We start from the raw sequence: 16,004 nt of genomic DNA on the forward strand, positions 1-16,004 counted from the left end.
AGCTCGCTCCCACATTCGGTACTCTGCGCTTCAACCATCCGGTTTCAGCTTAACCCCAGCTCGCGCCAGATCCGCAACACTTCGCGACGCTCGGCCACAAACTGGTCACCCGGAATCACCCCCGCCTCATTCTGCAGGGCCTGGCGGTGAGCAGCGGAGCGGTAGGCTTTATACACCTCACGCAGCAGGCTGGCGTCTTCGGCGGGCATCAACCCGACCTCCTCCAGGCCTTCCAGAATGCGGATGTTATCCGTATAGCGGAGCAGCGAAGGGTAGGCGTCGGACCACGCCAAAGCGGCGTATTGCACCATAAATTCAATATCGACGATACCTCCGGCGTCCTGCTTCAGGTCGAACGGCGCCGTGGCTTCGAAGGCATTTGGCGCGGTGCCGGCCGCGGTGCCCTTGCTCCCCAGATTGTCGCGCATCTTGGCGCGCATCTCACTGACTTCCTGGCGCAGCTTGGGCAAATCGCGTGCGCGCCCAAGGACTTTCGCTCGGACCTTCTCGAAGGATTGACCGACATCCTGACTGCCCACCAGCACCCGCGCCCGCACCAGCGCCTGATGTTCCCAGGTCCAAGCTTCGTTTTCCTGATAACGCTCGAACGCCCCCAACGAACTGACCAATAACCCCGATGCGCCAGAAGGGCGCAGGCGCATATCGACTTCGTACAACTGGCCGGAGTTGGTCTGGGTGGTCAGCAAATGGATGATCCGCTGGCCCAGACGGGTGAAGAACTGTGCGCCGTCGATCGGTTTCGCACCGTCGGTTTCCGCCTGCGGATCACCGTCGTGGATGAACACCAGGTCCAGGTCCGAACCATGCCCCAGCTCCAGCCCGCCAACCTTGCCGTAACCGACAATGACGAAACCCGGGTCGCACAAGGTGCCGTCGGTACGCTGCGGCGAGCCGTACTTGGCGACCGTCTGCCGCCAGGCCAGGGTCAGCACTTGCTCCAGAATGGCTTCGGCGAGCCAGGTCAGGTAGTCGCTGACTTTCATCAGCGGCAGGCTGCCGGCAATTTCCGAGGCCGCCACTCGCAGGCGGTGCGCCAGTTTGAAATGCCGCAAGGCTTCCATCTGTTGTTCGAGGTCATCCTCGGGAATGCGCGTCAGCCGCTCACGCAATTCGGCGGCCAACTCCGGCGCCAACGGCGGCTTGAACAGTCGCCCTTCGTTGAGCAATTCGTCGAGCAACAGCGGGAAGCGAGTGATCTGCTCGGCAATCCACGGGCTGGCTGCGCACAAGGTCAACAGGCGTCGCAGCGCCCCGGGGTTTTCGGTGAGCAACACCAGATAAGCCGAGCGCCGCGCCACCGCCTCAACCAGCGGCAACACGCGTTCCAGCACCAGGTCCGGGCTGGCGTGCTCCACCGCTTGCGCCAGCAAACGCGGAATAAAGGCATCGAGCCGCTCGCGCCCCAGACGTTGCATCGCCCGCAATTGCGGACTGCTGCGCAGGCTGGCGAGCGTTTTCAGGGCCTTGGGCGCGTCGACAAAACCGCCCTCTTCCAACTGACGGCAGGCGGCCTCTTCATCCTGGGCTTCTTCCCAGAGCGGCAGCCATTCACCGCCGACCACCACTTCGCTCTCCTCGCCGTCCTCTTCATCCGGATCAGCAATCACTTGACGGAAGTGCCAGTCGACCCGGCCGCGCCAATACATCAGTTGCTCATGGAACGCCGTCCAGTTGGCGAAACCCAACATGTAGGCAATGCGCGCCTGATCCTGCTCGCCATGCGGGAGCATTTGCGTCTGACGGTCGGCAATCGCCTGAATCGCGTGTTCGGTGTAGCGCAGGAATTCATACCCTTCGCGCAGCTCGCTGATCACCGCCGGCGGCAGGTAACCCTGCCCTTCAAGCGTGCTGAGGACTTTCAATAGCGGACGCTGCTGCAAACTCAGGTCACGACCGCCGTGAATCAGCTGGAAGGCCTGGGCGATAAATTCAACTTCGCGGATACCGCCGGAGCCGAGCTTGATGTTGTCGGCCATGCCTTTGCGCCGGACTTCCTGCTGAATCAGCTGCTTCATGGTGCGCAGCGCTTCGATTGCCGAGAAATCCAGATAACGCCGATAAACGAACGGCCGCAGCATGTCGAGCAACTGCGCGCCCGCCACTTGATCGCCGGCCACCACCCGCGCCTTGATCATTGCGTAACGCTCCCAGTCGCGACCCTGGTCCTGGTAGTACTGCTCCAGCGCATTGAAACTGAGCACCAGCGCACCGGACGAACCATACGGCCGCAAGCGCATGTCGACACGGAATACAAAACCGTCGACAGTCATCGGGTCCAGCGCCTTGATCAGCCGCTGCCCCAGACGAATGAAGAATTCCTGGTTATCCAACGGACGTTTTACACCGACCGTCTCGCCACCTTCGGGGTAGGCGAAGATCAGATCGATGTCCGACGACAAGTTGAGCTCGACCGCGCCGAGTTTGCCCATGCCGAGGATGACCATTTGCTGCGGCTCACCACTGCGCCGGCCGGTGGGCGTACCGAACTGTTGGCAATGGCGCTGATACAACCATTGATAAGCCTGATCGATGCTCGCATCGGCCATGTCCGAGAGGTCGCGGCAAGTCTGGATCAGATCGGCCTGACGGGTCAGGTCACGCCAGATGATTCGCACCTGCTGACGGTTGCGTTGACGGCGCAGTACTCGGCCCAGCTCATCGTCGGTGGCGGCCGCCTGCACAGCGGCCGCGATCTGCGCGCACAACTCACCGGCGGCGAAGCTGCGGTCGAGTTCGCCGGACTGCGCCAGTTCCAGCAGCATCAGCGGGTCACGCACGCACTGTTCAATGACAAAGTCGCTGGCGGCGGTCACTCTGGCAAATTCGGCCCAGCGCTCTGGCGACCAGGTCGACAGGCCATGATCATCGGGCAGCGTGGCGACGGCGCCACGGAACGACTGCTCGGCGCGGCTGACAAACGGCTGGAGAATGGCCGGCAGTTCGGCAAGCGTAGGGAGGCTCATGGTCTATCCTTGATCGGCGTAGAAAGGGCAGTTTGTAGTGATTGCATGAAATGCACTACGCAAAGGACTGTCGAACAAAAGTTAGAAATAGCTGAAATTTCGTTTTTTTTGGCAGCCAGCATCAAACTTCCACCTGTCTCGGTTAGCTAAAGACCAACAGTAACGATTATTCTCACAACGTAGCAGGAGGCCACAAGCCAGTCTTCTGTAGTTTTACTACTCGTATATACATCCGAAAGGCTGAAATGGTCGACGATTTGTAGTAAAACTACACGCCGCCGAATCAACCTCCGGCATTCCAAGAATTTATAACGTCTGCCCACAAGGCCAGTCGCTAACTCAGGCAACCGATTCTGGAAGCCTTTCCGCCCTGGAGCAAGCCATGCAAGACCTCGATCCCGTCGAAACCCAGGAATGGCTGGACGCCCTGGAATCGGTTCTCGACAAAGAAGGCGAAGACCGTGCTCACTACCTGATGACCCGTATGGGCGAACTCGCGACCCGCAGCGGCTCGCAACTGCCCTACGCCATCACCACGCCATACCGCAACACGATCCCTGTTACCCACGAAGCACGCATGCCTGGCGACCTGTTCATGGAACGCCGCATTCGCTCGCTGGTACGCTGGAACGCGATGGCCATGGTGATGCGTACGAACCTGAAAGATTCTGACCTGGGCGGTCACATCTCCAGCTTCGCCTCCAGCGCAACCCTGTACGACATCGGCTTCAACTATTTCTTCCAGGCCCCGACCGACGAACACGGCGGCGACCTGATCTACTTCCAGGGTCACACCTCGCCAGGCGTTTACGCCCGTGCGTTCATGGAAGGCCGCATCACCGAAGAGCAAATGAACAACTTCCGCCAGGAAGTCGACGGCCAGGGCTTGTCGTCCTACCCGCACCCTTGGCTGATGCCTGATTTCTGGCAGTTCCCGACGGTATCGATGGGCCTTGGCCCGATCCAGGCGATCTACCAGGCTCGCTTCATGAAGTACCTGGAAGCCCGTGGCTTTATCCCCGAAGGCAAGCAAAAAGTCTGGTGCTTCCTGGGCGACGGCGAGTGCGACGAGCCGGAATCCCTGGGCGCGATCTCGTTGGCCGGCCGCGAGAAGCTGGACAACCTGATCTTCGTCATCAACTGCAACCTGCAGCGCCTCGACGGCCCGGTTCGCGGCAACGGCAAGATCATCCAGGAACTCGAAGGTGTGTTCCGCGGTGCTCAGTGGAACGTGACCAAAGTCATCTGGGGCCGTTTCTGGGACCCACTGTTGGCCAAAGACGTCGACGGTATCCTGCAACGCCGGATGGACGAAGTCATCGACGGCGAGTACCAGAACTACAAAGCCAAAGACGGCGCGTTCGTGCGTGAACACTTCTTCAACTCGCCAGAACTCAAGGCGATGGTTGCCGATCTGTCCGACGACGAAATCTGGAAGCTCAACCGTGGTGGTCACGACCCGTACAAGGTCTATGCGGCGTACCACGAAGCGGTCAACCACAAAGAACAACCGACCGTCATCCTGGCCAAGACCATCAAGGGTTATGGCACCGGTGCCGGCGAAGCGAAGAACACCGCGCACAACACCAAGAAGGTCGATGTCGAGAGCCTGAAGTTGTTCCGCGACCGCTTCGACATTCCGGTCAAAGACGCAGAGCTGGAAAACCTGCCGTTCTTCAAACCAGAGCCAAACAGCGCCGAAGCCCGTTACCTGAGCGAGCGCCGCACTGCCCTGGGCGGTTTCGTGCCACAGCGCCGCGCGCAGAGCTTCAGCGTGCCGACTCCATCGCTGGACACCCTCAAAGCTATCCTCGACGGCTCGGGCGACCGAGAAATTTCTACCACCATGGCCTTCGTGCGGATCCTCGCGCAACTGGTCAAGGACAAGGACATCGGCCCGCGCATCGTTCCGATCATCCCGGACGAAGCCCGTACCTTCGGTATGGAAGGCATGTTCCGTCAGTTGGGCATCTACTCGTCCGTCGGCCAGCTCTACGAGCCAGTCGATAAAGACCAGGTGATGTTCTACAAAGAAGACAAGAAGGGCCAGATCCTCGAAGAAGGCATCAACGAAGCAGGCGCCATGAGCTCCTTCATCGCGGCCGGTACTTCGTACTCCAGCCACAACCAGCCAATGCTGCCGTTCTACATCTTCTACTCGATGTTCGGCTTCCAGCGTATCGGCGACCTGGCCTGGGCCGCTGGCGACAGCCGTACCCGTGGCTTCCTGATCGGCGGCACCGCCGGCCGGACTACGCTGAACGGCGAAGGCCTGCAACACGAAGACGGTCACAGCCACATCCTGGCCGCTACCATCCCGAACTGCCGCACCTTTGATCCAACCTACGGCTACGAGCTGGCGGTGATCATCCAGGACGGCATGAAGAAGATGACCGAAGAGCAGCAGGACGTTTTCTACTACATCACCGTGATGAACGAGTCCTACCAGCAGCCAGCCATGCCGGCCGGTGTGGAAGAAGGCATCATCAAGGGCATGTACCTGCTCGAAGAAGACACCCGCGAAGCGGCGCACCACGTTCAGCTGATGGGCTCCGGCACCATCCTGCGTGAAGTCCGTGAAGCGGCGAAGATTCTGCGTGAAGAGTTCAACGTCGGCGCTGACGTGTGGAGCGTTACCAGCTTCAACGAACTGCGTCGCGATGGCCTGGCCGTAGAGCGCAGCAACCGTCTGCACCCTGGCCAGAAGCCTAAGCTGAGCTACGTCGAAGAGTGCCTGAACGGCCGTCAAGGTCCGGTCATCGCCTCTACCGACTACATGAAGCTGTTCGCCGAGCAGATCCGTCAGTGGGTTCCGTCCAAGGAATTCAAAGTGCTGGGCACCGACGGTTTCGGCCGCAGCGACAGCCGCAAGAAACTGCGTCATTTCTTCGAAGTCGACCGTCATTTCGTGGTGTTGGCAGCCCTTGAAGCACTGGCTGACCGTGGTGACATCGAACCTAAGGTGGTGGCTGAAGCCATCGCCAAGTTCGGCATCAACCCGGAAAAACGCAACCCACTGGACTGCTGAGGAGACACTCTGTGAGCGAACTCATTCGCGTACCTGACATCGGCAGCGGTGAAGGTGAAGTAATTGAATTGCTGGTCAAGGTCGGTGATCGCATCGAAGCTGACCAGAGCCTGCTGACACTTGAGTCGGACAAGGCGAGCATGGAGATTCCGGCCCCCAAGGCCGGCGTCATCAAGAGCCTGAAAGTCAAGCTGGGCGATCGCCTGAAAGAAGGCGACGAGCTGATGGAACTGGAAGTCGAGGGTGCCGCTGCGGCACCTGAGGCTCCAGCCGCTGCTCCTGCTCCAGCGGCCGCTGCAGCACCTGCCGCCGCACCGGCACCGCAAGCTGCTCCAGCGCTAGCCGCTGCGCCTGCTGCTGCCACCGTTCAGGACATTCACGTCCCGGACATCGGCTCGTCGGGCAAGGCCAAGATCATCGAAATACTGGTCAAGGTTGGCGACACCGTTGAGGCTGATCAATCGCTGATCACCCTGGAGTCCGACAAGGCCAGCATGGAAATCCCTTCGCCGGCTGCCGGCGTAGTGGAAAGCATCGCGGTCAAACTCGAAGACGAAGTCGGCACTGGCGACTTTATCCTCAAGCTGAAAGTGGTGGGTGCTGCGGCACCTGCTGCACCGGCACAAGCTGCTGCTCCAGCACCCGCTCAAGCTGCTGCGCCTGCCGCTGCTGCACCTGCTGCACCTGCTGCAAAAGTCGAGGCCGCTCCGGCGCAGGTATCTGCTCCAGCACCAAGCGGTGCCAAGGTTCACGCAGGCCCGGCGGTTCGTCAGCTGGCCCGTGAATTCGGCGTCGAGCTGAACGCGGTGAGCCCAAGTGGCCCACACGGTCGCGTGCTCAAGGAAGACGTGCAGGTTTACGTCAAAGCCATGATGCAGAAGGCCAAAGAAGCTCCAGCCGCAGGCGCAACCGGCGGTGCCGGTATCCCGCCAATTCCGGTCGTGGACTTCAGCCGCTTCGGCGAAATCGAAGAAGTGCCGATGACCCGCCTGATGCAAATCGGCGCGTCGAGCCTGCACCGCAGCTGGTTGAACATTCCACACGTGACTCAGTTCGATTCGGCTGATATCACCGAGTTGGAAGCGTTCCGCATCGCTCAGAAAGCCGTTGCAGAGAAGGCTGGCGTCAAGCTGACCATCCTGCCATTGCTGCTCAAGTCCTGCGCGCACCTGCTCAAGGAACTGCCGGACTTCAACAGTTCGCTGGCACCAAGCGGCAAGGCGATCATCCGCAAGAAGTACGTGAACATCGGCTTCGCCGTCGACACCCCTGAAGGCCTGCTGGTACCGGTCATCAAGAACGTCGACCAGAAGAGCCTGCTGCAACTGGCTGCCGAAGCCGCTGCGCTGGCTGCCAAAGCCCGCGACAAAAAGCTCACGGCAGACGACATGCAAGGCGCCTGCTTCACGATTTCCAGCCTCGGGCACATTGGCGGCACCGGCTTCACGCCGATCGTCAACGCGCCGGAAGTGGCAATCCTCGGTGTTTCCAAGGCAACCATCCAGCCAGTCTGGGACGGTAAAGCCTTCCAGCCGAAACTGATGCTGCCACTGTCGCTGTCCTACGATCACCGTGTGATCAACGGCGCCGCTGCTGCACGCTTCACCAAGCGCCTGAGCGACCTGTTGGGCGACATCCGTACCATCCTGCTGTAAGACCGAGCGGCCCTCCTTCACCGGAGGGCCACTCGCGCTCCACGTTTTCCGAGCGCCACGCTCGTACCTCAACCCCGCCAATTTGGCGGGGCTTTTTTTGCCTGAAAACCACGCGCCACGTCTCGATACCGTCAGCGATGATTTAAATGCTGTATGTATTCCTACTGCCGCTAACAGTCGAGACTACTTCCGTGGCTTATTCAGACCACAGCCAAAGTCCACTTACCCATCAATATTTATCGCCCAACGAACAATAGGATAGCGCCAACAAAGCACACTAACTGCTTTTACAAAACACTCTAACTTTAATAGTGACACTTCGAACGGATTCGAAAATGTTTAAACCTACTGTCGGCCCGATTATTGGCCATACAACAACTAACCATGCACGCATCTTTTTACGCGGCGATGTCAATAAGCACTCTCCGGTATTTGCCGGAATACGCTATCGCCGCGCCGGTGATGCTCACTGGTCCAAAGGTCAGTTTGTTGCCTTGACGCCATTACGCGACATGTCCGACGTCATCGCGCTCAACAACCTCGCCCCCGATACCACCTTCGAATACCAGGCCGGCTGGTTCAGCACCATGAGCCCGGTGCACACCGTGGAAACGGTACAAGAGCTGCCATTGCAATGGCCGAAAGAGCTCTACCGCTTTCGCACCGCGTCGAGCAAAACCACCGCAACACGCAGCTATATCGTCGGCTCATGCCGCTACCTGCGCATGACGCTGGGCGTGCCGTCGGCCCCCGCCAAGGGCGACAGAATTTTTGCGGCTATTCACTCACTGGCTGAAAAAGCATCACCCCCGATCAGTGCCCTGTTGATGACGGGCGATCAGATTTATGTCGATGACCTGAATATTATTAGCCCCGATCGGGAGTACCAGGACATCCTCAGCAAGTATCGCAACGCCTTTTCTCAGCCGCATATTCAGAAGTTGATGTCCGCGCTCCCTACTTACATGATCCTCGACGACCACGAAATAGAAGACAACTGGCCCGCCAACGAAAGTAAAGCCGACCACTACCTCTATAAAAATGCAATGGCGGCTTATGAGTTATATCAGGCCAGTCATAGCCCCGTTCACGAACTACTGCCCGACGGGCAACCCAGCCGCGAACTAAGGCATTACTGGTATCAGTTTGCCGAGGGGGATATCGAATGGTTCGTCACCGACAGTCGAACCCGGCGCAATCTCTCGGCCGATGATCGACGCATCCTCGATGCAGAACAGGAGCAGGCACTGCTCAAATGGCTGATCAACAGCCCGGCGCGGGTCAAGTTCGTGGTTACCAGCGTGATGTTCTACCCCGACCGCAAGCACCATGGCGACGACGCCTGGAAAGCCTTCCCCAAGCAGCGTCTGCGCCTGCTGGAAACCATCCGGACCCACAAGCTCAAGAACGTCATCATCGTTTCCGGTGACGTTCATGGCTCACTCACCAGCCGCCTGAGCCACAGCGAAGACCCGGACTTCGAGGTTCACACCATCGTCTCATCGCCCCTGTGCAACAGCGCACTGCTGCCCTACGCCAAAGCCTCGACCTTCATACTCGACCAACCGCTGGTGCGGACCGCTGCGGGCGACTATCACCACCAACTGACCAGCGAAGTGGTCAGCCAGGACAACTTCGCCCACCTGGTGGTCGGCGCGCAGCACATTCAGGTGACTTTTCACGACGCGCAGGGCAATGCACTGCAATCAGCAAGCATCGCGCTGCGCAGCGATCTGTAACGCAGCAACCTTGAAATACGATGCAGCACCGCTCCGTAGCAGCTGCCGAGCCCGCGAGGCTGCGTTCGGCTGCGAAGCAGTCGTTGAATCAGGCAATGCGTTCTTGCTGGAATACCGTGGACTCAGGGTTTGCGAGGACTTCGTCCTCGAACGCAGCCTCGCGGGCTCGGCAGCTGCTACAAGAGCTACCGAAAGCTGAAAACCTGGCGCCAAATACCCGCTCCGCAATCGTTTCAGCAGCTTATTGCAGAAATACCGCCGCCTGCCGATACATTCTTATAGCACTTAGCCTTCATCCTCACTTGTCAGCCTGTGCCGCATGATGCAACCTTGCCGCAGGCAACAGTAAAGAGGGCGTGAGCCCGGCGCGATCAGCATTTTCGAAGCGAGTTTCTTCCATGAAAAGCCATCCCGATGCCGCCAGCCGTATGGTGGCCGAGGTAGTGACGCAGTTGCCTGTGCCCTCGCGGCTCGGCATGCTGCGTTTCGAACGGCTGAATGAACCAAGCTGGGCGCTGCTGTTCCTTGACCCTAATTGCGAACGCCAGTTCGGCTTGCCCGCCGTCGAGCTTTGCGCGCTGGTCGGCTCACCCTACGCGAGCCTGATGGAACCCGAAGCACGCTATCAACTGCACGATGCGATCCAGCAGCAATTGACTGCAAGCCCGCATTACCTGATCCGCTACACGCTGCACACCGCCCAAGGCTCCCTCAGCCTGCTCGAATTGGGCGAAGCCTACAAACAACACAATCGCCACCTGCTACGCGGCTATCTGCTGGTGGTCGACGGTTTGTTTGCGGATGATCCGCTGCTGCCGGCGCTGGACCTGGAAACCCAAAACTCGCGCCTGCAAATTGCCCTGGAACTGAACCAGCGCGCCCAGCAGGAACAACTGCTGCATCTGGAACGCGTTCGCGCCCAGCAAGACCTGATCCTGCTGCTCGCCCGACAGCGCTACAGCACCGGCAACTCCCTGCAAGAAGCCGCCGAACTGATTACCCGCAGCGCCTGCGACATCTACGAAATCGACTCCGCGAGCCTGTGGAATCTCGAAGGTCAGCAGTTGGTGCCGATTTCCGCGTACCACCGTGCCTCTCAAGAGTACCGGATGCCGGACGTGATCGATGCCAGCAGCTTCCCGGATTATCTGGAAGCCTTGCACACCAGCCGCGCGATCGACGCGCACAACGCCATGCGCGACCCACGCACCCGGCACATGGCCGAGAGCCTGCGCCCGCGCGACGTCAACGCCATGCTCGACGCCAGCATCCGCGTCGACGGCCAGGTAGTGGGCGTGTTGTGCCTCGAACAAACCGGCATGACCCGCGCCTGGCAATCAGACGAAATCGCCTTCGCCGGCGAGCTGGCCGACCAGTTCGCCCAGGTCATCAACAACCACAACCGCCGCACGGCCACCAGCGCCCTGCACCTGTTCCAACGCGCGGTCGAACAAAGTGCCAACGCCTTTTTGCTGGTCAACTGCGACGGTGTGGTCGAGTACGTCAACCCGAGCTTCACCGCGATCACCCAGTACAGCACCGAAGAAGTCCACGGCCATCGGCTGTCGGAACTGCCGGCGCTGGAGAACCTCAGCGAGCTGCTGTTCGACGCGCCCTCAAGCCTGGCCAAGAGCAACAGCTGGCAGGGCGAATTCAAGAGCCGACGGAAAAACCTCGAACCGTACTGGGGCCAGCTGTCGATTTCCAAGGTCTACGGCGACAACCGTGAACTGACCCACTACATCGGCATCTACGAAGACATCACCCAGACCAAGCTCGCCCAGCAACGCATCGAGCGCCTGGCCTACACCGACAACCTGACCAACCTGGGCAACCGTCCAGCGTTCATCCGCAACCTCGATGAGCGTTTCGCCCGCGACAGCGACAGCCCGATCTGTCTGCTGCTGGTGGACATCGACAACTTCAAGCGGATCAATGACAGCCTCGGCCACCAGACCGGCGACAAACTGCTGATCAGCCTGGCCCGGCGACTGCGCAACAGCCTGAGCCCGAGCGGCAGTCTGGCGCGTTTCGCCAGTAACGAGTTCGCGGTGCTGCTGGACGACACCAATCTTGAAGTCGGCCAACACATCGCCAGCCAGTTGCTGATGACGCTGGATAAGCCGATGTTCGTCGACAACCAACTGATCAGCGTCACCGGTTCCGTGGGCCTGGCCTGCGCGCCGTTGCACGGCCGCGACCCGCAAACGCTGATGCGCAACGCAGGGCTGGCGCTGCACAAGGCCAAGGCCAACGGCAAACATCAGGTTCAGGTGTTCACCGAAGCGCTGAACGCCGAGGCCAGCTACAAGCTGTTCGTGGAAAACAACCTGCGCCGCGCCCTGACCCAGAACGAGCTGGATGTGTTCTACCAGCCCAAGCTGTGCCTGCGCTCCGGGCGCTTGCTGGGGATGGAAGCTCTGCTGCGCTGGAACCATCCGGAAAAGGGCATGATCCGCCCGGATCAATTCATCAGCGTCGCCGAAGAAACCGGCCTGATCATTCCCATCGGCAAATGGATCGCCCGTCAGGCGTGTCGCATGAGCAAAGAGCTGACCGCCGCCGGGCTGGGCAATTTGCAGGTGGCGATCAACCTGTCACCCAAACAGTTCTCCGACCCGGACCTGGTGTCATCGATTGCCAACATCCTCAAGGAAGAACAGCTGCCTGCGCACTTGCTGGAGCTGGAGCTGACCGAAGGCCTGCTGCTGGAAGCCACCGAAGATACGCACTTGCAGCTCGATCAACTCAAGCGCCTGGGCCTGACCCTGGCCATGGACGACTTCGGCACCGGTTATTCGTCGCTCAGCTACCTGAAGAAATTCCCGATCGACATCATCAAGATCGATCGTAGCTTCATCCATGAAATCCCGGACAACCAGGACGACATGGAAATCACCTCGGCCGTGATCGCCATGGCCCACAACCTCAAGCTCAAAGTGGTCGCTGAAGGCATCGAAACCTCCGAACAGCTGGCGTTCCTGCGTCGCCACCGTTGCGATGTCGGCCAGGGCTACCTGTTCGACCGGCCGATCCCGGGCGCCGAGCTGATCGAGAAGCTCAAACGCTACCCGCGTGGCCCAATCGCCTGACAGCGCTGTAACACTCGGGCACACTGCTAGTCTGACTATTTACATTTCAATCTGACTGAGAGGACTGATCATGGTCTTGCGCTCGGAAATTCTGGTGAACAAAAACGTGCTCCCTACTAAAGAACAAGCTCTGCCTGGCCGCGAAACCCCAATGACCGTGCCCGAAAAACACTTCGTCCACGACGCCCCGCTACTGGGCCCGTTCGTGACCGACGTGGAATTCGCAATCTTCGGCCTGGGCTGCTTCTGGGGCGCGGAACGCAAGTTCTGGCAGCGTGAAGGCGTAGTCAGCACCTCCGTGGGTTACGCCGGCGGCTTCACCCCGAACCCGACGTATGAAGAAGTCTGCTCGGGCCTGACTGGCCACACCGAAGTCGTACTGGTGGTCTACGAGCCGGCAAAAGTCAGCTACGAAGCGCTGCTGAAGATGTTCTGGGAACTGCACAACCCGACCCAGGGCATGCGCCAGGGCAACGACATCGGCACTCAGTACCGTTCGGTGATCTACGCCACCAACCCGACTCAGTTGGCAGCCGCCAAGCACAGCGAGCAGGTGTTCCAGGCCGAACTGACCAAGGCTGGCAAAGGCACCATCACTACCGAAATCGAAGAAGCCCCGACGTTCTACTTTGCCGAGGCCTATCACCAGCAATACCTGGCAAAGAACCCGGAGGGGTATTGCGGGATTGGCGGCACAGGCGTGACCTGCCCGATCTGATCGCTTCTTAAAGCAAAAGATCGCAGCCTGCGGCAGCTACGGGAATCTCAATACCTCGTAGGAGCTGCCGCAGGCTGCGATCTTTTGATCTTGTAGCTTGTAGCTGCTACTCGGCGATCAACCAATCCATCTGCCACCCGCCCTGGGTCTGGCCGAGTTTTTTCGACAGCCACGGCAGCAACTCGCGCAACTCTTCCTCCAGCCCCCACGGCGGATTGGCAATCGCCAGTCCAGAGCCGTTCAGGCTGTTCGGCGTATCCAGCGGATGCACCAGCAACTCCACGCGCAACAACTTCGGCGCGCCGGTGCCAGCTAGGTCCTGGTAGAAACGACGCAACATCCGCTGATCCTTCACCGGGTACCAGATCGCTGCCACGGTCTGGCGCATCCGGCCAATCGCTTCTTTCAGCGACGCAGCACAACGCTGCATCTCATCGAGCTGCTCGAACGGCGGATCAATCAGCATCAACCCACGCTTCTCCGGCACCGGCAACAATGCCCGCGGCACATGCCAGCCTTCGCCCAGGTGCACTTTGACCCGGCGATCACCCTTCATGTTGTCCTTGAGCAACAACCCGTCTTCCGGGTGTTTCTCGTTGAGCAACACCCGGTCCTGCGGACGGGTCAAGCGCCGCGCCAGCTCCGGCGAACCTGGGTAGTAGCGCAACTCGCCATCCGGATTCATCTCATGCAAGACGCGCATGTAGTCGGCGGTCAGCGGCGGCAGATCCTGCTCGCCCCACAAGCGTGCGATGCCTTCCAGGTATTCACCGGTACGGCTCGCCTGATCGCCCTGCAGGTCATACAGACCAATACCGGCGTGGGTGTCGAGATAGGCAAACGGCTGCTCCTTGCGCGACATCAAGGCAATGAGGCGGGTCAAGGTCAGGTGTTTGAACACATCGGCGTGATTGCCGGCGTGGAAGGCGTGACGATAATTCATGGCTGCTCCTGCGAAGGAGGCGAAGTTTACCTTGTACCGCGCCCAACGTCAGGACCGCCTGTAGGAGCTGCCGCAGGCTGCGATCTTTTGATCTTGCTCCTCAGCATTTTCCGGCACCGCCAAAGATCGCAGGCTGCGCCAGCTCCTACGCCGATCGTGTACAGGCTTGCCCGCGATCGAGTGCGAAGCGGTCGTAAATCTGCCGCCACCTGTTACCAGGTGGACTGGTCTTCGAGGCTGGCTTTATGAATATCATCTTTCCAAACTTCTTGCGCCAATATGTAGACATGCTGAAGAAATTCCCGAGGGTTCTCCAGTTCGTACCACTCGCCACGAGGCCAACTCGATGCATCTTCCTCCTCAATTTCGAACAAGCTTTGGAAATCGTAGTTTTTATCACTCAGCTTATCCGCCAGAAACTCCACCAATACAAACTTATGCCTATAGGACAAACAACCTAAATTCAAGCTGTACTTTTTAATTAGCTCTACCCTATCAACCTTGTTATTTGGATCATAAACCTCAAGCTCTGCACCACGAGTTTCTTCTCGATCATAAACATTAAAAACCCCGATAAACCACATCAGACCAGGTTCGAATTTTTCATTTACGAATGGATCCCGCAACATCACTTTCTCTCCGTTGGAAAACCTGTATAGGGCTGTGTCACATTATCCTTATCAAATTTCACTTCAAACCAATTCAAATCCTCATTCAATTGATGATCGTTCCCACGCTCTGCGTGGGAATGCCTCAAGGGACGCTCCGCGTCCCCTCGCAGAGCGTGGGAACGATCATTGATGCGAGTCTGTAGGAGCAAGGCTGTTGTGGTCGAGCGCGAAGCGGTCGTAAATCTATCGCCGCCGGCTACCAGGTTGACTGATCTTCGAGGCTGGCCTTATGGAGGTCGTCTTTCCACTCTTCGCTTGCCAGTCGATAGATGTCCTCAAAAAAAGCACGAGTATTCTCCATTTCATCCCATCCATCAGGAAATGACGAATACGATTCAGGGTCGTGTGCCAGCAAGGACTCAAAATCATAACCTCCGTTCTGCAGAGCCTCCTCCAAACATTTATAAAGTAGGAACCTTTGTCGATACGTTCGCGTTCTAGGCAAAGAATATTTGAGTATCAACTCCTCCCTGTCCGCAGGATTATTATGGTCGAATTTTTCCAACTCCTCATCAAATGTTTCTTCGCGATCATAGATATCAAAACACCCTAGAAAATACGATGGTGTTGGGATGTAAGGTTTCCCAGTTCCAGGATCAATAAGAATTTTTTTCTACTTTATTGGATATAGCGTAAACGGCACACCAGTCTCGGGATCAAATTTCATTTCGCACCAGTTCACGGAAACTGTTAGGTTTTGAAGGGAACTTCCGACGACTTTGCCCAGAAATTTCGCCTCCGTCTCAGGGTTGTTCATTTACCAGGTGGACTGATCTTCGAAGCTGGCTTTATGCAGATCATCTTTCCACTCCTCGCTTGCCAGTCTGTATATGTCCTCAAAAAAAACACGAGGATTCTCCATTTTGTCCCACCCCGAAGGTAACGATGAACACTCCTCAGGGTCGTTTTCTAACAAAGCTTGGAAGTCATAATCTCTGTCAAACAAAGCGCTCTCTAGACACTTTACAAGCAAATATTTCTGCCTATATGGAATCTCGCATAGTTCAGTCAAACAATATGCAAGCACCAGACTCTTTCGATCTATCTGATCATTTGGATCAAAAGCCTCCAGCGCTTCACCCAAAGTTTCCTCTCTGTCATATGTATCAAAACCTCCTAAAAAATATGACGGTGTTGGAATATAAGGCTGACCGGAACCAGGATCTATCATCTC

At 58.2% G+C, this 16,004-nt stretch carries 9 protein-coding genes; 5 read left to right on the forward strand and 4 right to left on the reverse strand.

From position 1 onward, the window contains the following. Positions 1 to 44: 44 nt before the first annotated feature. Positions 45 to 2,984, reverse strand: coding sequence for a bifunctional [glutamate--ammonia ligase]-adenylyl-L-tyrosine phosphorylase/[glutamate--ammonia-ligase] adenylyltransferase (gene glnE / locus AC1RKH_RS06045; protein WP_493062067.1), 2,940 nt, complete (start codon positions 2,982 to 2,984; stop codon positions 45 to 47). A gap of 382 nt (positions 2,985 to 3,366) precedes the next feature. On the opposite strand from glnE, the gene aceE reads away from it, so the two are divergent. The 5 genes from aceE (at position 3,367) to msrA (ending at position 13,216) form a co-directional block, all read left to right on the forward strand. Continuing rightward, complete coding sequence (gene aceE / locus AC1RKH_RS06050; protein ID WP_493062066.1) at positions 3,367 to 6,012, forward strand: pyruvate dehydrogenase (acetyl-transferring), homodimeric type; 2,646 nt, start codon at positions 3,367 to 3,369, stop codon at positions 6,010 to 6,012. A gap of 11 nt (positions 6,013 to 6,023) precedes the next feature. After that, positions 6,024 to 7,667, forward strand: coding sequence for a dihydrolipoyllysine-residue acetyltransferase (gene aceF / locus AC1RKH_RS06055; RefSeq protein WP_493062065.1), 1,644 nt, complete (start codon positions 6,024 to 6,026; stop codon positions 7,665 to 7,667). A gap of 335 nt (positions 7,668 to 8,002) precedes the next feature. Then, a complete protein-coding gene (locus AC1RKH_RS06060) occupies positions 8,003 to 9,406 on the forward strand; it encodes an alkaline phosphatase D family protein (RefSeq protein WP_493062064.1) in 1,404 nt (467 codons plus the stop codon). Positions 9,407 to 9,804: 398 nt separating this feature from the next. Continuing rightward, positions 9,805 to 12,498: a sensor domain-containing phosphodiesterase gene (locus tag AC1RKH_RS06065; protein ID WP_493062063.1), complete on the forward strand. Its 2,694-nt coding sequence runs from the start codon at positions 9,805 to 9,807 to the stop codon at positions 12,496 to 12,498. 70 nt (positions 12,499 to 12,568) lie between these two features. After that, complete coding sequence (gene msrA, locus AC1RKH_RS06070) at positions 12,569 to 13,216, forward strand: peptide-methionine (S)-S-oxide reductase MsrA (RefSeq protein WP_493062062.1); 648 nt, start codon at positions 12,569 to 12,571, stop codon at positions 13,214 to 13,216. A 106-nt stretch (positions 13,217 to 13,322) separates the two neighbouring features. Here msrA and AC1RKH_RS06075 read toward each other — a convergent pair whose 3' ends face one another. From AC1RKH_RS06075 to AC1RKH_RS06085, 3 genes are all read right to left on the reverse strand, one after another. After that, positions 13,323 to 14,159 carry a 23S rRNA (adenine(2030)-N(6))-methyltransferase RlmJ gene (locus tag AC1RKH_RS06075; protein ID WP_123423850.1) on the reverse strand — a complete coding sequence of 279 codons (837 nt, stop codon included), beginning with the start codon at positions 14,157 to 14,159 and terminating at the stop codon, positions 13,323 to 13,325. 212 nt (positions 14,160 to 14,371) lie between these two features. Beyond that, the gene (locus tag AC1RKH_RS06080; RefSeq protein WP_493062061.1) at positions 14,372 to 14,788 is read right to left on the reverse strand and encodes a hypothetical protein; all 417 of its coding nucleotides are present in this window, start codon (positions 14,786 to 14,788) and stop codon (positions 14,372 to 14,374) included. A gap of 799 nt (positions 14,789 to 15,587) precedes the next feature. Beyond that, on the reverse strand, positions 15,588 to 16,001 hold the full coding sequence (locus AC1RKH_RS06085; protein ID WP_493062060.1) for a hypothetical protein: 414 nt from the start codon (positions 15,999 to 16,001) through the stop codon (positions 15,588 to 15,590). Positions 16,002 to 16,004 lie beyond the last annotated feature (3 nt).

The organism is Pseudomonas sp. GW822-FHT06B12 (assembly GCF_058799675.1).